Origin of the sequence: Streptomyces huasconensis (genome assembly GCF_021028635.1) — a bacterium.
GTDB lineage: Bacteria > Actinomycetota > Actinomycetes > Streptomycetales > Streptomycetaceae > Streptomyces > Streptomyces huasconensis.
This window is the reverse complement of record NZ_CP086119.1, coordinates 1695808-1714463: the sequence shown is the minus strand read 5'-3', so window position 1 is coordinate 1714463 and position 18656 is coordinate 1695808. Positions and strand designations below refer to the sequence as shown.

16 protein-coding genes and 1 riboswitch are annotated in these 18656 nt (G+C 74.7%); of the genes, 6 read left to right on the top strand and 10 right to left on the bottom strand.

Features of this window, described 5'->3' with window-relative positions:
- The first annotated feature begins 332 nt into the window (after positions 1–332).
- The gene (locus J2N69_RS07680) at positions 333–1283 is read left to right on the top strand and encodes an SCO1860 family LAETG-anchored protein (RefSeq protein ID WP_230900062.1); all 951 of its coding nucleotides are present in this window, start codon (positions 333–335) and stop codon (positions 1281–1283) included.
- 396 nt (positions 1284–1679) lie between these two features.
- Here the strand turns inward: J2N69_RS07680 and cobC are convergent, their stop codons facing one another.
- A complete protein-coding gene (gene cobC / locus J2N69_RS07675) occupies positions 1680–3116 on the bottom strand; it encodes an Rv2231c family pyridoxal phosphate-dependent protein CobC (RefSeq protein ID WP_230900061.1) in 1437 nt (478 codons plus the stop codon).
- A gap of 81 nt (positions 3117–3197) precedes the next feature.
- Here cobC and J2N69_RS07670 point away from each other — a divergent pair, with 81 nt between their 5' ends.
- Positions 3198–3929 (top strand): ZIP family metal transporter, encoded by a 732-nt coding sequence (locus tag J2N69_RS07670; protein ID WP_230900060.1) that lies wholly within the window; start codon positions 3198–3200, stop codon positions 3927–3929.
- A gap of 17 nt (positions 3930–3946) precedes the next feature.
- Here J2N69_RS07670 and J2N69_RS07665 read toward each other — a convergent pair whose 3' ends face one another.
- The 7 genes from J2N69_RS07665 to J2N69_RS07635 form a co-directional block, all read right to left on the bottom strand.
- Positions 3947–5299 (bottom strand): cobyrinate a,c-diamide synthase, encoded by a 1353-nt coding sequence (locus tag J2N69_RS07665; RefSeq protein ID WP_230900059.1) that lies wholly within the window; start codon positions 5297–5299, stop codon positions 3947–3949.
- Positions 5293–5901 carry a cob(I)yrinic acid a,c-diamide adenosyltransferase gene (cobO, locus tag J2N69_RS07660; RefSeq protein ID WP_205037238.1) on the bottom strand — a complete coding sequence of 203 codons (609 nt, stop codon included), beginning with the start codon at positions 5899–5901 and terminating at the stop codon, positions 5293–5295. The genes J2N69_RS07665 and cobO overlap by 7 nt, the downstream gene beginning before the upstream one ends.
- On the bottom strand, positions 5901–7958 hold the full coding sequence (locus J2N69_RS07655; protein ID WP_230900058.1) for a putative cobaltochelatase: 2058 nt from the start codon (positions 7956–7958) through the stop codon (positions 5901–5903). Before J2N69_RS07655 ends, cobO begins: the two co-directional genes overlap by 1 nt.
- Complete coding sequence (locus J2N69_RS07650) at positions 7955–9493, bottom strand: cobyric acid synthase (RefSeq protein WP_230900057.1); 1539 nt, start codon at positions 9491–9493, stop codon at positions 7955–7957. Before J2N69_RS07650 ends, J2N69_RS07655 begins: the two co-directional genes overlap by 4 nt.
- Positions 9490–10446, bottom strand: a complete 957-nt coding sequence (locus tag J2N69_RS07645) for a cobalamin biosynthesis protein (protein WP_230900056.1) — start codon at positions 10444–10446, stop codon at positions 9490–9492. Before J2N69_RS07645 ends, J2N69_RS07650 begins: the two co-directional genes overlap by 4 nt.
- A 128-nt stretch (positions 10447–10574) precedes the next feature.
- Positions 10575–10655: riboswitch (cobalamin riboswitch) on the bottom strand.
- Between the two features lie 184 nt (positions 10656–10839).
- Entirely contained in the window at positions 10840–11073 is a 234-nt protein-coding gene (locus J2N69_RS07640) for a hypothetical protein (protein WP_127912642.1), read from the bottom strand.
- A 12-nt stretch (positions 11074–11085) separates the two neighbouring features.
- Positions 11086–12384, bottom strand: a complete 1299-nt coding sequence (locus J2N69_RS07635) for an inorganic phosphate transporter (protein ID WP_230900055.1) — start codon at positions 12382–12384, stop codon at positions 11086–11088.
- 334 nt (positions 12385–12718) lie between these two features.
- Between J2N69_RS07635 and J2N69_RS07630 the strand changes: the two genes are divergently transcribed.
- From J2N69_RS07630 to J2N69_RS07620, 3 genes are all read left to right on the top strand, one after another.
- Positions 12719–13393, top strand: coding sequence for a class II aldolase/adducin family protein (locus J2N69_RS07630; RefSeq protein ID WP_230900054.1), 675 nt, complete (start codon positions 12719–12721; stop codon positions 13391–13393).
- Positions 13394–13474: 81 nt separating this feature from the next.
- Positions 13475–14611 (top strand): alpha/beta hydrolase family protein, encoded by a 1137-nt coding sequence (locus J2N69_RS07625; RefSeq protein WP_230900053.1) that lies wholly within the window; start codon positions 13475–13477, stop codon positions 14609–14611.
- Positions 14612–14846: 235 nt separating this feature from the next.
- Complete coding sequence (locus tag J2N69_RS07620) at positions 14847–16178, top strand: hypothetical protein (protein ID WP_230900052.1); 1332 nt, start codon at positions 14847–14849, stop codon at positions 16176–16178.
- Between the two features lie 3 nt (positions 16179–16181).
- Here the strand turns inward: J2N69_RS07620 and J2N69_RS07615 are convergent, their stop codons facing one another.
- Together J2N69_RS07615 and ypfJ are read right to left on the bottom strand one after the other, a co-directional pair.
- Positions 16182–16598 carry a VOC family protein gene (locus J2N69_RS07615; protein WP_230900051.1) on the bottom strand — a complete coding sequence of 139 codons (417 nt, stop codon included), beginning with the start codon at positions 16596–16598 and terminating at the stop codon, positions 16182–16184.
- Positions 16599–16645: 47 nt separating this feature from the next.
- On the bottom strand, positions 16646–17536 hold the full coding sequence (gene ypfJ, locus J2N69_RS07610) for a KPN_02809 family neutral zinc metallopeptidase (RefSeq protein WP_230900050.1): 891 nt from the start codon (positions 17534–17536) through the stop codon (positions 16646–16648).
- 233 nt (positions 17537–17769) lie between these two features.
- Between ypfJ and J2N69_RS07605 the strand changes: the two genes are divergently transcribed.
- Entirely contained in the window at positions 17770–18570 is an 801-nt protein-coding gene (locus tag J2N69_RS07605; RefSeq protein ID WP_230900049.1) for a hypothetical protein, read from the top strand.
- Positions 18571–18656: the final 86 nt, after the last annotated feature.

The window sequence follows — 18656 nt, the reverse complement described above, 5'->3', positions numbered from 1 at the left end:
GGTCCCGGTCGTTTGGCTCCGGCGGTTTCGGCCGCTCCAGGGGTGGGAGTGGTCGGTGGGACGGGAACGGGTGGCGTTTGAGTGGCCCGAGGGAACGCGTGTGCCGGGGGATTCGAAAGCAAGGCCGGAAACCACCCTTTGGGGTGAACTAACGTCAGGTTGCCGCCCGTTCACTCTCAGTGCGTAAAGATTCCCGCGTCGTCCTTCGTCGATGAAGGACGACGCCCTCGGCGCGCACGTGCTGTCCCTACGTCGTGATGTCCCCATGTCGTGATGTCCCCATGTGCGTGCGCCCGCCGACGGCCCGTCTCTCCTGTGGGGGTTCCACCACCTTGAACAGCAACACCTTCCGCATGCCCGCACGCCGCCTCGCCGTCGTGGCCACCGCCACCGCCCTCGCCGCCGGTCCCGCGGCGCTCGCCGGTGCCGGGCCCGCGCAGGCCACCGGCGGTGACCAGGGCCGCGGTGGCAGCGCCGACGCCGTCGTGCTGCGGACCGGGCTCGACGTCTCCCTGCTCAACAAGACCGTGAACGTCCCGCTCAAGGTCGCCCTCAACGAGGTGCGGGCCCCCGGCAGCGCGGAGAAGACCGCGCTCGCCGCACGGCTCGACGCGGTCGACGGCGGAAAGCCGTTCAGCGTGCTGCGCGCGGACGTGGCCACGGCCAAGGCGACCGTGCGGGGCGGCCGGGCGGAGGGCCGCAGCAACCTCGCGCGGGCCAAGGTGCACGTGCCGGGGCTGCCGTTGCTCTCCCTCGTCGAGGTCGAGCAGGTCACCTCGAAGGCCGTCTGCGAGGCGGGCAAGCGGCCTGTCGCCGAGGCGAATCTGCTGGGCGGGGTGACCGTGCTCGGCAAGAAGGTCACGTTGACCGCCGGGCAGACGGCGGAGGTCAAGGTTCCCGGGGTCGGGGAGGTGCGGCTGGACCTGTCGCAGACGCGTACGACGTCGCGTACGGCGGTGGCGGCGGCGCTGGAGCTCAAGGTCTCGGTGAACCCTTTGAAGCTGAACGTTGCGGAGGTGGAGGGGACGGTGACGTTGGCGGGGGCCGGGTGTTCGGCGCCGGCGTCGGCGCCGGCGGGTGAGCGGGAGGAAGGCGGGGCTGAGCCGCAGGGAGAGAGGGAGAAGCCGGCGAAGCCTGCCACCGATACCCAGCCCAAGGCCTCCGAGGCGAACCTCGCGGAAACCGGGGGGAGTTCGATGACGCCGTACGTGGCGGGCGGCGCGGTGGTGTTGCTGCTGGCGGGCGCGGGCGGGGTGGCACTGGCCCGACGCGGTCGGGGGTAGCGGGCTGGGGGGTGCGCGGGGGTTCGGGGGCGGGCTCGCCTCGCTGTCCGGGGGTGGGATGAGCGGGGGTTCGGCGGTGGGTTCGCCTCGCCGTCCGGGGGTGGCCTCGCCCCGCCGTCCGGGGGCGGGGCCGCGGGGGTATGTCCGTGCTCGCCATCTTGGCGCGGGACCTTCGCTGCTTCGCCACCCTGATGACCACCACTGTGCTCCGCGCGCACATACCCCCACGTCCCCTCGGGCACGGGGGCGCCTGCGGGCCGTCGTCGGCTCGTGTTCCCTGCCGCAACGTCTTGGCGCCCGGTAACCACCCCCGCCGCCCCTACTCCGACGTCTCGACGCCGAGTAACGGGCGGATGGGTGGGAGACGTCCGGCGCGGAGCGGCGGGCGGCCGGGAGTCAAAAGGTCAGCGTTGCCTTCAGTGCCCTCAGGAAGCGGTCCGACGTGGCGCGGTCCCTGACCGCCAAGCGGAGCCAGTCAGGCCCCAGGCCAGGGAACGTGTCGCCCCGCCGCACCGCGAACCCCCGCTCGCGCAGCCGGCCCCGCACCCCCGCCGCGCCGGGCACACGGAGCAGTACGAAGGGACCCTCCGCCGGCCCCACCACACGTACCCCGAAGGACGCCAGCCCCGCCAGCCCCGCGAGGAGATACGCCCGGTCCGCCGCCCCCCGATGCGCCGCATGCCCCGCCTCCGCCAGCGCCCGCGGCCCCACGCAGGCCCGCGCCGCCACCAGTGCCGGCGTGGACACCGGCCACAGCGGCTGCGCCCCCGCCAGCGCGGAGATCACGTCCGGCGCGGCCAACACGTAACCGATGCGGAGCCCCGCGAGGCCCCACGTCTTCGTGAGGCTGCGCAGCACCACCAGGCCGGGCACGTCCGTCCGTCCCGCCAGCGCCTCCCGCTCACCCGGCACCGCGTCCATGAACGCCTCGTCCACCACCAGCGTCCGCCCCGGCCGGGCGAGCGCCGCGACCGTCGCGGCCGGGTGGAGGACGGACGTGGGGTTCGTCGGGTTGCCGATGACCACGAGGTCGGCCTCCTCCGGCACCGCCGCCGGGTCGAGACGGAACCCGTCCTCCTCCCGCAGCAGCACCCGCCGCACCACATGCCCCGCGTCCCGCAACGCCGCCTCCGGCTCCGTGAACTGCGGGTGGACGACGACGGGATGACGTACCTTCAGGGCGCGCGCCAGGAGGACGAACGCCTCCGCCGCCCCCGACGTGAGCAGCACACGGTCCGAGGGAAGACCGTGCCGCGCCGCCACCGCCTCCCGCGCCCCGCGCCCGTCCGGATACGCCGCCAGACCGTCCAGCGACTCGGCGATGACCCGCTTCAGCCAGGCCGGGGGAGTATCCGCCCGTACGTTCACGGCCAGGTCGGTCAGCTCGGCGCCGTCGTCCCGTACCTCCGCGTCCCCGTGGTGACGCAGATCGTGTTCGGCGGCACGGCGTACGACCGCGCACGTCACCATCGGCGGGCGCCCCTCGGGCGCCGACTTCCGCTTGGGTACGAGGAGTTCGCCGCCGCCCCGCAACGCCGCCGCCTCCGCCACCGAGGGCGTGCCGACCGCCGTACCGGCCCACGCGGACGGGTTCGGGACCGTCACCTCCGCCAGCTCGGCCGCCGAGTACGTCACGAGCGGCACCCCGAGCCGCGCCGCCGCCTCGACGATCCCCGGCTCCTCGCCCTTGATGTCGACCGTCGCCAGCTCGGCCACCGCGGCCTCGGGGGCACCGGCCTCGCGGACCGCGTCCCGGACGAGCCCGACCACCTCCTCCGGGGGCGCGCCCTCGCAGGCGCCGACGCCCACGACGAGCACCTGGACGTCAGCCATGGAATGGTCCTTTCATACGAGGAGGGGGGACACGGGGTGCGGGACGCGCGGGAGCGGGGGACGATCCGCTAGCAAGGGGCCATGGCGGTGTTCGTGGCGCTCGGCGCCTTTCTCATGACCCTGGTGGGCGGGTGGACGGCCCAGCGGGTCACCGACCGGCGCCACCTCGTCCTCGGCCTCGCCGGCGGCCTGATGCTCGGCGTCGTCGGCCTCGACCTGCTGCCGGAGGCCCTGGAAGCCGCCGGGCGGCCCGTCTTCGGCGTACCGGAGGCGCTGCTCCTGTTCGTCGGCGGCTTCCTCGTCGCCCACCTCGTGGAGCGCCTCCTCGCGGGACGGCAGGCCGCTCACGGCGCCGACGAGCACAACCATGGGCGAGTGCCCCAGGTGGGGCTCACGGCCGCCGCCGCGATGGTCGGGCACAGCGTCATGGACGGCGTCGCCATCGGCGCCGCCTTCCAGGTGGGCGGCGGCATGGGCGCGGCCGTGGCGCTCGCCGTCGTCGCCCATGACTTCGCGGACGGCTTCAACACGTACACGATCACCAGCCTGTACGGGAACGCCCGCCGCAAGGCCCTCGCGATGCTCTTCGCGGACGCGGTGGCCCCGGTGGTCGGCGCCGCCTCCACCCTGCTCCTCACCATCCCGGAACAGCTGCTCGGCGCCTATCTCGGGTTCTTCGGCGGGGCGCTGCTGTACCTCGCGGCGGCCGAGATCCTGCCCGAGGCGCACCACGACCACCCCGCCCGCTCGACGCTGCTGTGCACGGTGGCGGGCGTGGGGTTCATCTGGCTGGTGGTGGGCGTCGCCGAGTGAGCGGCGCCGCGCGGTGTTCACGCCGTGCATCGGTCGACGAAGCGGCGCGCCACCTCCGGGCGCGCGGCCCAGTGGGTGTGCAGGTAACTGGCGTGCACGTTCCCCTGTACGAAGCCCTCGACGCGGCGCTCCGGCGCGTGCAGGCCCCAGGCGGGGGCCGGACCCGCCCCTGGCTCGACGACCGTGCGGTGGAACTCGTGGCCCCGCGTGCGCGTCCCCGCCGCCGCGAGCACGCTGTCCGACACGGCGACCGCCTCGCGGTACCCGAGCGTCAGCCGCTCCGACATCCGCGCCTCGGCGTCCAGGACCCCGCACATCGGCTTGCCGTCCAGCTCACGGGCGAGATACAGCAGCCCCGCGCACTCCGCGGCCACGGGCGCCCCGGAGCGCGCCAGCTCCGCCACGGCCGCGCGCAGCGGTTGGTTGGCGGACAGCTCGGGCGCGTACACCTCGGGGAAGCCGCCGCCGATGACCAGACCGGCCGTGCCGTCCGGCAGCCGCTCGTCGCGCAGCGGGTCGAAGGGCACGACCTCGGCCCCGGCCGCCGTGAGCAGCTCCGTGTGCTCGACGTAGGAGAAGGTGAAGGCCGCGCCACCGGCGACGGCGACACGGGGCGCGCGTCCGGCGGCCGAAGCCGGTGCCGGTACCGCGCCGGGGTCCCACGCCCCGCCCGGCAGCGACGGCGCGCCGCGGGCCAGCGCGAGCAGCGCCTCCAGGTCGCACCCCTCCCGCACCTGCGCGGCCAGCGCGGCGACGGACTCCACCGCCTCCGCCTGCCGCTCCGCGACCGGCACCAGACCCAAGTGGCGTGAGGGCGCCCGCACTTGGCGCACCCGGCGCAGCGCGCCCAGGACCGGCACGCCGGACTCCTCCAGCGCCTCCCGGAGCAGCGTCTCGTGCCGGTCCGAGCCGACCTTGTTGAGGATCACGCCCGCGACCCGCACCTCGGGGTCCCACGAGGCGAAGCCGTGCACCAGCGCCGCCACCGAACGCGACTGCGACGACGCGTCGACGACCAGGACGACCGGCGCCCGCAGCAGCTTCGCGACGTGCGCGGTGGAGGCCAGTTCGCCCTGCCCGGCGGCCCCGTCGTACATCCCCATCACGCCCTCGACCACGGCGAGATCGCACCCGGCCGACCCGTGCGCGAACAGCGGCGCGATCAGGTCCGGGCCGCACAGGTACGCGTCGAGGTTCCGGCCGGGGCGGCCGGTCGCCAGCGCGTGATAGCCGGGGTCGATGTAGTCGGGCCCGACCTTGTGCGGGGAGACGGCGAGCCCGGCCGCCGTGAAGGCGGCCATCAGGCCCGTCGCGACGGTCGTCTTGCCGCTGCCCGACGACGGCGCCGCGATGACGAGACGAGCTACCACTCGATGCCCCTCTGGCCCTTCTGGCCGGCGTCCATCGGGTGCTTGACCTTGGACATGTCGGTCACCAGGTCGGCGAAGTCGATCAGCTTCTGCGGCGCGTTGCGGCCGGTGATGACCACGTGCTGCGTGCCGGGGCGGTCACGCAGGACCTCCACGACCTCGTCGGTGTCGATCCAGCCCCAGTGCATCGGGTACGCGAACTCGTCGAGCACGTACAGCTTGTACGTCTCCGCCGCGAGGTCCCGCTTGACCTGCTCCCAGCCCTCGCGCGCCTTGTCCTCGTTGGTCGACTCGCCCTCGGCGGGCGCCCGCTGAATCCACGACCAGCCCTCGCCCATCTTGTGCCAGGCGACCGTGCCGCCCTCACCGGAGGCGCCGAGCACCTTCAGCGCGTTCTCCTCGCCGACCTTCCACTTCGCCGACTTCACGAACTGGAACACACCGACCGGCCACCCCTGGTTCCAGGCCCGCAGCGCGAGCCCGAAGGCGGCCGTCGACTTGCCCTTGCCGATGCCCGTGTGCACGAAGACGAGCGGACGGTTGCGGCGCTGACGCGTCGTGAGTCCGTCGTCCGGTACGACACTCGGCTGTCCCTGCGGCATTAAGCGGCCCTCCTGGAAGGCGAGTTCATTCCCTGTACGTTCTTGACGAGCCCGGCGATCGAGTCCGCCCGCAGCTCGTCGAGCGTCACGGCGGTGCCGCCCAGCTCGCCCGCCAACTGGGCGGCGAGACCGAGGCGCACGTAACCCGACTCGCAGTCCACGACCACGGAGGCGACCCCCTCGGCGGCGAACAGCCGTGCCGCGCGTCCCGCCCGCGCCACCGGCTCCACGCCGCCCGTGGCCCGGCCGTCCGTCACCACGACCACCAGCGGCCGCCGCGCGGCATCGCGCAGCCGCTCCACGCGCAACACGTCGTGCGCCTTCAGCAGTCCCGCGGCCAGCGGCGTACGGCCGCCCGTCGGCAGCGATTCGAGGCGGGCGGCCGCCGCGTCCACCGACGACGTCGGCGGCAGCGCCACCTCGGCGTCCTTGCCCCGGAACGTCACCAGGCCCACCTTGTCGCGCCGCTGGTAGGCGTCCAGGAGGAGGGAGAGCACGGCGCCCTTGACGGCGCTCATCCGCTGCCGCGCCGCCATCGACCCGGAGGCGTCCACGACGAACAGCACGAGGTTGCCCTCGCGGCCCTCCCGGGTCGCCTGCCGCAGGTCGTCACGGCGTACGACGAGCCCGGCGCCGGAACGCCCCCGGGCCTTCTGATGCGGGGCGGCGGCCTGCACGGTCGCCGCCAAGTGCAGCTTGGTCAGCGCCCCTTGCGGCCGCCGCGAACCCGTCGTACGGCCGTGCTCGGTACGGGCACGCGAGCGCCGCCCGGCCGCGCCCTCGCCGATGCCGGGCACGCTCAGCATCTTCGTGCGGAACGGCTCGGCGGCGCGTACCGCCTGCTGCTCGCCGGCTCCGGGGCCCGCGGTCCGGGCCGGTTCCTGAGGGGCCGCCGGTGCGTCGTCCGAGCCGGGGCCCTGCTGCTGGGAGGGGAGATCGGGGGTGTCGGGGCCGCCGCCCTGCGGGGGCTGGCCCCCGCCGCCGTCGCCGGGGCCGCCGCCATCGGGGTCGTCCTCAGGAGGCTCGGGCGCCTCGGAAGCCGCGTCGTCGCGTGCCTCCTCCAGCGTCTCGTCGAGCTTGTCCTCGTCCAGCCCCGGCGCGTCGAAGGGGTTGCGGCGCCTGCGGTGCGGCAGCGCGAGCAGCGCGGCCTGCCGCACGTCCTCGCTCTCCACCTCCGTACGCCCCGCCCAGGCGGCCAGCGCGGTCGCCGTGCGCGCCATGACGATGTCGGCCCGCATCCCGTCGACCTCGAACGCCGCGCACGTCGCCGCGATCTGCCGCAACGCGCCGTCGCCCAGGTTCACCTGGGGCAGCAGCGCCCGCGCCGCGACCACCCGCTCCCGGAGCGCCGCCTCGTCCTCGGCGAAGCGGGCCGCGAAGGCCTCGGGGGCGTCGTCGTACGCCAGCCGCCGCCGCACGACCTCCACGCGCTGGTCGGTCTCGCGGGAGGCGGCCACCTCGACGGTGAGCCCGAACCGGTCGAGCAGCTGCGGCCGCAGCTCGCCCTCCTCGGGGTTCATGGTGCCGACCAGCAGGAAGCGGGCGGCGTGCCGCACGGACACGCCTTCGCGCTCGACGTACGAGGCGCCCATCGCGGCGGCGTCCAGGAGGAGGTCGACCAAGTGGTCGTGGAGGAGGTTGACCTCGTCGACGTAGAGGATGCCCCGGTGCGCGTCCGCGAGCAGGCCCGGTTCGAAGGCCTTCACGCCCTCCGCGAGCGCCCGCTCGATGTCGAGGGCGCCGACGAGCCGGTCCTCGGAGGCGCCGACGGGCAGTTCCACCATGCGCGCGGGGCGCGCGGTGGCGCCGCCCGCCTCATGGGGGCCGTCGGGGCAGTTCGCGTCGGGCGCCGCCGGGTCGCACGAGAAGCGGCACCCCGCGACGACCGGCACCTCCGGCAGGAGCGCCGACAGGGCGCGCACGGCGGTGGACTTGGCGGTGCCCTTCTCCCCTCGTACGAGCACGCCGCCGACGGCGGGCGATACGGCGTTGAGCAGCAGCGCGAGCCGCAGGTCGTCCTGGCCGACAAGGGCGGTGAACGGGTACGGGGTACTCACAGGGCCTCCTTGGCACGTTCCGGTGACGCCGACGGCGCGCCGGGAGCGATGAAGGGCAGCCCGGCCGGCGCCCCCTTCTCGATCAGGCGCAGCAGCCCGTCCGTGTCCGCGTGTTCTTCGATCAGGTCGCCCAGCAGGTCGAGCTGCGCCTCGCGCAGGGCGGCGAAGCCGGTGTCGGGCGCGGGCACGAAGCGGCGGCCGGCCGCGCGTGCCACCTCGGTGAGGAACCGGCGCCGGAACGCGTCGCTCTCCAGCGACCCGTGCCAGTGCGTGCCCCACACCTCGCCGACCCGGCAGCCGTCCAGGAACGGCTCCCCGCCCAGGACCTCGGCGACGCCGTGGTGGATCTCGTACCCCTCGACCGGCTCGCCCAGGGCCTCGCCCACCGGCCGTGCCAGGGTCTTCTCGCGGGCGAACCGCACCCGCACCGGCAGCAGCCCGAGCCCCTCCACGGAGCCCGCGCGCGACTCGACCTCGTCCTCGATGTGCTCGCCGAGGGCCTGGAAGCCGCCGCAGATCCCGAGCACCGGCCGCCCCTCGGCCGCGCGGCGCACGAGGGCGTCGGCGAGCCCGCGCTCCCGCAGCCACTGGAGCGCCCGTACGGTCCCACGGGTTCCCGGTACGACGACGAGGTCCGCGTCGACGAGTTCCTCGGCCCGGTCCACGAACCGCACGACGACACCCGGTTCGGCGGCCAGCGCGTCCACGTCCGTGAAGTTGGACATCAGCGGCACCGCGCACACGGCGACCCGGAGCACGTCCTCGCCGACCGGCGGCGCCACCACGGACTCGCGCACGGCACCCCGCAGCGAGACCCGCAGGCCGTCCTCCTCGTCGATGCCGAGCCCGTGCCGGAAGGGCAGCACACCGAACGTGCGGCGCCCGGTCAGCTCGTACAGCATGTCGAGACCCGGTTCGAGGAGCGAGACGTCGCCCCGGAACTTGTTGACCAGGTAGCCCGCGACCAGCTCCTGGTCGGCCGCGCTCAGCAGCGCCGTCGTCCCGAAGAAGGAGGCGAACACCCCGCCCCGGTCGATGTCCCCGACCACCAGGACGGGGAAGCGGGCGGCCCGCGCGATGCCCATGTTCACGATGTCGGTGCGCCGCAGATTGATCTCGGCGGGGCTGCCCGCGCCCTCACAGATCACGGCGTCGTACGTGCTCCGGAGTTCTTCCAGGCACCCCACGACGGTCTCCAGCAGCGCCGCCTGCCGTCCCCCGTGGTAGCCGCGCGCGCTCATCTCGCCCACCGGCTTGCCCATCAGCACGACCTGGCTGGAGCGGTCGCTGCCCGGCTTGAGGAGCACGGGGTTCATCAGCGCGCTCGGCTCCACACGGGCGGCCTGCGCCTGCATGGCCTGCGCCCGGCCGATCTCGGCGCCCTCGCGGGTGACGAAGGAGTTCAGGGACATGTTCTGCGCCTTGAACGGCGCGACGGACACCCCCTTGCGCACCAGCCACCGGCAGATCCCGGCGGTCACGACGCTCTTCCCGGCGTCCGAGGTGGTCCCGGCGACCAGCAGTCCGCCACTCATACGTCTCTCCTCGACTTCGCCGACCGTCGCAGCACCCGGCGGGCCGTCACCGCGACGCCCAGCGCCAGCCAGCCCACCCGTCGCGAGAGCCGCACGGCCCGCTCGATGTCCGCCACGCGCACGTCCCGCCCGGCCGCGTTCAGCACGGGCCGGTGCTCGACCCGCCCGCCGTACGAGAGGGTCCCGCCGAGCCGTACGCCGAGTGCTCCCGCGAAGGAGGCCTCGACCGGCCCGGCGTTGGGGCTCGGATGCCGGGCGGCGTCCGAGCGCCAGGCCCGCACCGCCCCCGACGGCGAGCCCCCGGCCAGCGCCGCGAGCCCCGCGGTGAGCCGCGCCCCCGGCCAGCCGAGGACGTCGTCGAGCCGGGCGGAGGCCCAGCCGTACCGCAGATACCTGGGCGATTTGTGCCCGACCATGGCGTCCAGGGTGTTCACGGCGCGGAAGGCGACGAGCCCCGGCACCCCGCCGACGGCCCCCCACACCAGCGCCCCGACGACCGCGTCGGAGGTGTTCTCGGCGACGGACTCGACGACGGCGCGCGCGATGCCGTCGGAGTCCAGCGCCTGCGGGTCCCGTCCGCACAGATGCGGGAGCCGCTCCCGGGCCACGTCCACGTCCCCGACGGCCAGCGCGCCGCCGATGGCCCGCGCCTCCCGGCCGAGTGAGGTGCCGCCGACCACGGCCCACGTCGCGGCGGCGGTCAGCGCGACGGACGCGGCGGGGGAGCGGCGTACGAGAGAAGCGGCGAGGGCGGCGGCACCCGCCGCGCCCCCGGCGCACACCACGGCGTGCAGCGCGCCCCACCCGCGGTGGTCGCGCCACAGCACACGCTCGACGGCGCCCGCCGCACGCCCGAACCCGGCGACCGGATGGCCCCGGCGGGGATCGCCGAGCAGCAGGTCACCGAGGAGGCCGGCGGCGGCGCCGTACGCGAAGTCGCGATCGGCACTCACGGGGTCAGCCCGTCGCCGTGCCGGGCAGGGAGCTGACGCTCGGGAACAGGTCCGGCAACGGGCGGCCGCGCATGGCGATATGTCCTCACTCAGGGTGTCCGCGCCCTGGTTCGACGTGTCGGCGGCGAGAGTTCCTGGCTTCCGGGAGCGTCGAGGACGGCTGCCCGGTGACAGTGGCGGGACCGCGCCGGATTCGCACCGGCTTCCTCTCCTGCCGCCGTAGTTGGCCCCGGCAGTCCACCACGCCCCGCGAACGCCCGTCAACTCGCCGTTGACCTGCGGCGGGAGAGTGTGCCGAGCCCCACAGCCGAGCCCCACGGCAGGACCCCGCATACGGCGGTGGGGTGCGGGACGTGTGATCACGTCCCGCACCCCACCGAAAGGTTCCTGCCGTCAGGCGACGATCAGATAGATGCCGTACGCCACGGCCGCCGCGCACAGCGCGAAGCAGGCGTACGCGCCGGTGCGCGCCAGCGCCACGGAGCCGCCGGAGCCGCTGCCGGACGCGGCCGCCGTCTCCTGCTTGGAGAGACCGATGATGCCGAGGGTGAACAGGCCCACGAGAGCCACCGTCACGGCGAGGCTGACTCCGAAGACGGAGCCGAGAGCTGCCCAGTCGATGTTCATGCTGATGTGTCCTTACACCGTCGCGGGTCGGGCGGGGTCCGCCATGGCGCCGGTCGTGGTCGTGGTCGGGGCCGAGATGGTGGCCTTGACCGGGTCGTCGGAGGAGGCGCCGACGGTGGCCAGCGGGCCCGCCGGGGGCGGCTGGACGGCGGCGATCGCGGTGGTGACCACGCCCGCGGGCTCGGTGCCCGTGGTCATGTCGTCGCGGATCTCGTCGTCGGTGACGTTGGTGTGGGTGACGGCGTTGCGCCGCGAGAGCACCCAGATGACGGCCGAGCCGGCGATCAGCAGCGCGGCGGTGACCGCGACGCCCCAGGGGCCCTGCTTGGTGAGGAACTCGGCGCCCGCGCCGACCAGACCGGCGGCCGGCAGGGTCAGGCCCCAGGCGACGAACATCCGGGTCGCGGTCGACCAGCGGACGACGCCGCCCTTGCGGCCGAGGCCCGCGCCCATCACGGCACCGGAGCAGGACTGGGTGGTGGAGAGCGAGAAGCCCAGGTGCGAGGAGGCCAGGATCACCGTCGCGGCGCTGGTCTGGGCGGCGAAGCCCTGCTGCGGCTGGAGGTCGGTGAGGCCCCTGCCCATGGTGCGGATGATGCGCCAGCCGCCGAGGTAGGTGCCGAGCGCGATGGCGACACCGGCCGAGACGATGACCCACATCGGGGGGTTCGCGCCGGGGTTGAGGACACCGCCGGTGACCAGGGCGAGCGTGATGATGCCCATGGTCTTCTGCGCGTCGTTCGTGCCGTGGGCCAGGGAGACGAGGCCCGCGGAGGCGATCTGGCCCGCGCGGTAGCCCTTGGCGGTGGCCTTGGTGTCGGTGTTGCGGCCGATGCGGTACGTCAGGCGCGTCGCCAGCGTCGCGGCGAGACCCGCCACGAGCGGGGCGGCGAGGGCCGGGATCAGCACCTTGGTGACGACGGTGCCGCCGTTGATCGACGACCAGCCCATCGACATGACCGCGGCGCCGATGAGGCCGCCGAAGAGGGCGTGGGAGGAGCTGGAGGGCAGGCCCACCAGCCAGGTCAGCAGATTCCAGAGGATCGCGCCGACGAGCGCGGCGAAGATGACCTCTGTCTTGAGGCCGTCCTCGTTGACGATCCCGCCTGAGATCGTCTTGGCGACTTCGACGGAGAGGAAGGCTCCGACGAGGTTCAGCACGGCGGACATGGCCACCGCCGTCTTGGGCTTGAGAGCGCCGGTCGAGATGGTCGTCGCCATCGCGTTGGCAGTGTCGTGGAAACCGTTCGTGAAATCGAACACGAGAGCGGTGACGATCACGATCCCGAGGAGAAGCGTGATGTGTTCCATTTACCCAGGCTTCTGTTGGACGTCAGTGGCATGTGGAACGTAGGCAACCTGGGTGAACGGAAAGTGAACTGGGCCGGGCGGCGCGGTGACTCGAAACGGAGCGCCGCCTCTCCTTATCAACCAGGTGTCTGTCGGAGATCGTACGGAGTGGGGGCGCGAGCCCCCTAATCCAGCCGGAGTGTCGCCTTCCACCACCCTTCCGCGCCCCCTCGCGCACCCCCCTTCCCGCACCCCAAGCGGAATGGCGGCCGAGCCCCCCGAGAGACGCATGTCACCCCGCCCGGGCCGCGCCGGGGGCCTACGGCGCCGCGTCCCCGGCTGGCAGGATCTGTCCATGACTGAGCAGCGGCAGGGCGCGGAGCGGGACGCCGTCGGGCGGGCGTGGGGCGAACTGGTCGAGACGGCCCGCAGGACGGTGACGGACGGCCTGGTCGTCGGCACCTCGGGCAACGTCTCCGTGCGGGTCGGCGACACCGTCCTGGTCACCCCGAGCGGAGTCCCCTACGACCGGCTGCGGCCCGAGGACGCGCTCGGCGTCGACCTCGAAGGGCGGCGCGTCCTCGGCCGCCTCGCGCCGACCAGCGAGCTGCCGATGCACCTCGCCGTCTACCGCACCACCGGCGCGACGGCCGTCGTCCACACCCACGCGGTCCACGCCACGGCCGTCTCCATGCTCGTCCCCGAGCTGCCCGCGGTCCACTACATGACGGGCGTCCTCGGCGGCCCCGTCCGCGTCGCCCCCTACGCGCTCTACGGCACCGAGGAACTGGCCGACCACATGCTCCGCGCCCTCAGCGACCGCACGGGCTGCCTCCTCCAGAACCACGGGACGGTCACCTACGGGGACTCCCTGACCCAGGCGTACGACCGCACGGCGCAACTGGAGTGGATGTGCCGCCTGTGGCTCACGGCCACCTCGGTCCCGGGCCACACCCCGACCCTCCTCTCCGCCGCCCGCCTCCGCGAGGCCCAGGAGAAGCTGCGGGGATACGGGCAGCAGACGCCCTGACGGGCGCCCGCCCCCACCGCCGGGTCACTCCACGCGCACCGCCCACTGGCCGCCGGGCCTCCGGACGCGGACACTGGGACGGTGCGCCCAGCCAAAGCGACGGCAGCGGCCGTCACCGCAGTCACAGCAGCCCTGGGGACCGCCGCGGCCGCGGTCGCGGCGGGGCGGTTCGCCAGCGACGCCGCCCTCCGGGCCCCGGCGGGCCGCCCCCTGCCGTCGGAGCCCCGCCTCACCGTGCACGCCACGGGCGACGGGCGGATCTCCCTGACCCGCGCCCTCGCCAGCCTGCGCCCCGGTACGTACGGCCTCAGCGGCAACGGCACCCACGCGGTCGTCGGCCCCGTCCTGGAGTCCGCGCCGCACGAGGCCGACACGGTCGTACGCCGCCTCGAAGCCGTCACCCGCGGCACCCTGGAGCCCGGCGCGAAGGTCTGGCTCACCCCGCAGGTCCACATCGGCGACCCCTCCACCGCGCTCGGCATCGACCACATCGACGTCTCCATCCCCGGTGAACTCGGCCCCCTGCCCGCCTGGTTCGTGCCCGACATGCGCGACACCTGGGTCATCACCGTGCACGGCCTGGGCGCCACCCGCGAGCACCCGATGGTCGTCATGGACTTCCTGCGCCGCCTGCGGCTGCCCGTGCTCGACCTCGCCTACCGCGGCGACCCCGGCGCGCCCCGCTCCGCCGACGGCCTCGGCCACCTCGGCGAGACCGAGTGGCGCGACCTGGACGCCGCCATCCGCCACGCCGTGCGCCACGGCGCCCGGAACGTCATCCTCCACGGCTGGTCCACCGGCGCCACCATGTGCCTGCACGCCGCCGCCCACTCGGCGCTGCGCGACCACGTACGCGGTCTCGTCCTCGACTCCCCGGTGCTGAACTGGGAGACCACCCTCCGGGCCCTCGCCGTGGCCCGCCGCACCCCCGGACCGCTCCTTCCGCTTGCGGTCCGCGCGGCCCAGGGACGCACCGGTCTGCGCGGCGAGCGCACCCGCGCGGCCGCCGACCCCGCGCTGCTGCGGGTGCCCACCCTCGTCCTGCACGGCCCCGACGACGCCGTCGCCCCCTGGGCCCTCTCCCGGCGACTGGCCGAACAGCGCCCCGAACTGGTCACGTTGCGCGCCGTCCCCGGCGCCCCCCACGCCGCCATGTGGAACGCCGACCCGGCCGGTTACGAAGAGGCGCTGCGCCGCTTCCTCACCCCCCTGATGTGACCGCACGCGACCCCTGACGCACGGCCCCGCGCGCCCCCTCGCGCCGCCCCCGAAAGGCCGCCGCCGTCATTCCGTTTGGGTTTTCGGACCGTCAACAGGAAGACTGCTCCCCGTGACGTCCCGTACCCCGCGCGACTCCAGGCTCCGACTTGTCCGCGCGCCCTACCCGAGGGCCGAGAAGCGAGGAGAGCCCCACCGCGACCCAGCGCGACCCCTCTCCGCCACCCCCGGCGCGATGGGCAACCGCCGCGCGCGCCGTCCCGCGCCCCGTCCCCCCGAGGGCACCCCGGCGCGCCCGGAGCTGGCCCGGGCGGCGCGCGCCGGTCTCGCCGACGCCGCGCGGGTCGCCCGCTGGGCCGACGCCGCCCTGCGGCCCGGACCCGGCAGCACCGGAGGGAGCCCCGACGGCAAGGGCACCCTCTCCGACGCCACCGCCGAACGCGCCGCCGCCGAACTGGGCCTGACCGCCGCTCAGGTCCGCGCCGACTGGGACACCGCCCGCCTCGCCGGCCTCGTCGAGGTGCACGGCGACCGCGCCCGCCCCGGCTGGCGGCTGCGCGCCTGGGACCGCGACGACAGCGCCGTGCTGCGCGGCTGGGTCGCGCTCTTCGACGCCTGGTCGCTGGCCCACCCGGCGCCGGACGCGCTCGCGCCCGCCGCGGTCGCCGAGGTCGTCGAGGCCATGCCGCAGGTCCTCTCCTTCCTCCAGCTGTCGGCGGGCCCCGTCCCCGTGCCGCAGCTGCTCGACCTCCTGGACCAGCGCGTCACGGAACTGCGCACCGAGCGCTGCGAGATCCCCTACGGGCCCCAGCCGGAGACCCCGGCCGACCACCTCGAAGAGGCGCCGCCGCTGCCCGTCCTCCTCGACTGGGCGCTGCACGGCCTCGCCGCCGTCGGCGCGCTGACCTACGCCGACGGCCACGCCACCCTCACCCCGCTCGGCAGCTGGGCGGTCTGGGTCAAGCTGGAGCAGATCTGCGTCGCCGCGCAGAGCCCCGCAGGACACATCGAGCAGTCCGCCGAGGACATGCTCCGCGGCTGTGCCCGCCTGCGTCCCAACGCGGCCCGCGCCGAGTACCGCGCCTGGCTCGCCGCCCGCCCCGTCGGCAGCGCCGTCACCGAGCTGCTCACCGCCGCCCGCGGCGAGGACGCCCTGCTGCGCGGCCTGGCTTTCGAAGCCCTGCGCGTCGTCGGCGCCCCGGCCGAGGCGGAGGTCAGAGCCGTCGTCGACGAGCCGTCCCTGCGCCCCTACGCCCTGCTGTGGCTGGCCGAGCAGGAGGGCGCCGACCCCGAGGACGTCCACCTCGTGCTGAGCCGCGAGGAGTCCACGTGGCTGTGGATCGACACCGCGGCGGCCGTCGCGGACCACGGCGAGGGCCAACTCCTCGTCCGCCACCTGGAGTCGGCGGTCCAGCCCACCGTGCCCGCCCTCCTCGACGAGGTGCGTCGCGCGGGCCACCCCCGCACCGTCCAGGTCCTGGTCGCCCTCGCCGCCGCCCACCCCGACCCGGCGCTCGCCAGGGCGGTGCGCCGCGCCGCCTTCCAGGTGCACACCGGCGGGGAGTGAGCGTCAGCCCCCGGCGGTCCCGGGGGCGTACGTACCAAAACTCCATACGTTGCCCTCGGCGTCCCGCGCCATGTAGTCCCGCGAGCCGTAGTCCTGGTCGGTCGGGGCCATCAGGATCTCCGCGCCGTGCTCCACGGCCCTCCGGTGGTGGGCGTCGACGTCGTCCACGACGACGTACACCCCGCACGGGCCCGCGCCCTTCATCGCCCGGTCGAAGACACCGCCCGTGCCCTTGGAGCCGAGCATCACCATGCCGTTGCCCTGGGCGAGTTCGGCGTGCGCGACGCCGCCGTCCTCGGTCTCGTACACATGCAGTTCGGTGAAGCCGAAGGCCTCCGTCAGCTGCTTCACCGCGGCTTTCGCGTCCGCGTACAGCAGGGTCGGGAAGACGCTCGGCCGCCCGTTCCGATGGTCTGCCATGCCGATCACTCCGATCAGGTCGTGCCGCACCGGGGGGTCCGGGCGGCTCAGCGGAAGGTGTCGCACCGCCCCATGTCGCCCGTGCGGTAGCCCTGGTAGAACCACTGCCGGCGCTGCTCGGCGGAGCCGTGCGTCCAGGTCTCGGGGGTGACGCGGCCCTGGAACTTCTCCTGAATCCGGTCGTCGCCCACCGCGGCCGCCGCGTCCAGGCCGTCCTGGATGTCCGCCTCGTCGAGGCTGCTGATCAGCGGCTTGCCCGTGCGCTCGTCCGGACTGCGGGTCGCGTGCCGCGCCCAGACCCCGGCGTAGCAGTCCGCCTGCAACTCGACCCGCACGGCATTGCTGTCGCGGCCCGTGCGCCCGTCCTGGGAGCGCCTCAGGGTGCCCGCCAGGTTCTGGACGTGGTGCCCGTACTCGTGGGCCACCACGTACGCCTGCGCGAAGGGGCCGCCCGTGGAGCCGAACTTCGTGCGCAGCTCGTCGAAGAAGCCGAGGTCCAGATAGACCTTCCGGTCGCCCGGGCAGTAGAACGGCCCGACCGCCGAGGTGGCCGTCCCGCAGGCGGTGCCCACGCGGCTGGTGAACAGGACGGTCGTCGCGGGGGAGTACGCGGCCCGCCTGCGCTGGAACTCCGGGCGCCAGAAGTCCTGCACGCTGTTGACCACCGCCACGATGCGGCAGTCGTCCTTGGTGTTGGCGTCCCGCCCCGTGCGGCAGCTCTGCTGCACCTGCGCGAGGGACGACGAGGAGGCCTCGGGCTCCTCGTCACCGGAGGAGAGGCCCAGCTGATCCGGCCCCACGCCGAAGAAGAGGCCCAGCACCAGCGCGATGAGCCCGGCGATGCCGCCGCCCACGGTCGCCCGGCCGCCGGGGATGCGGCTGCCGCGCACGTCCTGCACCTCGGAGGTGTCCAGGCCCGCGTCGTCGTCGAACTGCATGGGCGCACCCCTTCACCTCACCGGGACGGCACGCGCCGCCCCGCACCGGGACTCCCGGCCACTTCATCCTGGTACGCCCGCCTCCACGGGGCGCCGGACGGAGGTCCGAACGGGGGACGCGGACCCTTCCCCGCGTCGTGTCGTACCGGCGGGGCCACGGCCGTCCGGAGCCCCGCCGTTACGCTCTGCGCCTGAGCGCCTGATCTGGGGTAGCGGTACCGAAGGGGGGCGTCATGTCCGCTCTGCCGACCGAGCCGACCGCCACGCCCGCAGAGCCCTACGGGACAGCGCCCCGGCCCCCAACCCGCAAGAACACCCGCACCCGCATCGCCCTCCCCGTAGCCCTCGCGCTGCTCGCCCTGCCGCTCATCACCGCCGCCCACCACTCACGGCCCGCTCCTTACGGAGACCGCCTCGTCGCCCACGCGCGCGTACCGGGCGCCGATCCCGGCCCGGCACCGGCCCTGCGGATCAGGGGCCGCGCCGTCCAGGCATACGAACCGCAGAGCGGCGCGCCCCGCTGGACGTACACGCGGGAAGGGCGGCGGCCCCTCACCGTGCTCGCCGCGCCCGGCCACGCCTTCACGCTCTGGAGCGACGGCCTGGTCACCGACACCGAGCGCGACGGCGGCGGCTCCGTGCGCTGGCACCGGGCGATCCCCGAGAGCGCCGGCTGGCTCCGCACCCCGGCCGCGCGCGGCGGCACCGGAGTGCTGCGGCCGCTGACGCCCGGGGCCGGCATGCTGGCCGTCATCACCCCGCGCCGCATCGCCGCCTACCGCACCGCTGACGGCGACCTGCGCTGGGTCCTGCCCGCCCGCCGCGGCTGCGCCTTCGCACCGGCCCGCTCGCTGCACCGGGACGGCGCCCTCCTGGTCGCCCAGCCCTGCGCGGGCACCGCCGCGTCCTGGACGGCGCAGGTCGTGGCGGTGGACGACCTCGGCAGGATCGTTCCCGGCCGCACCCCGCTGGGCAACGGCGACCCGGAGCGCGGTGCGGGGGCGGGCGCGGGCGGCGGCAGCCCAGAAAACTAGTTGCGCTCGCCCGTTAGAATGGCTGCCATGGCAGCTCCTCTTCTCAGTTGGACGGCGTAGACACCGGCCCCGAGCAACCAGTCGTC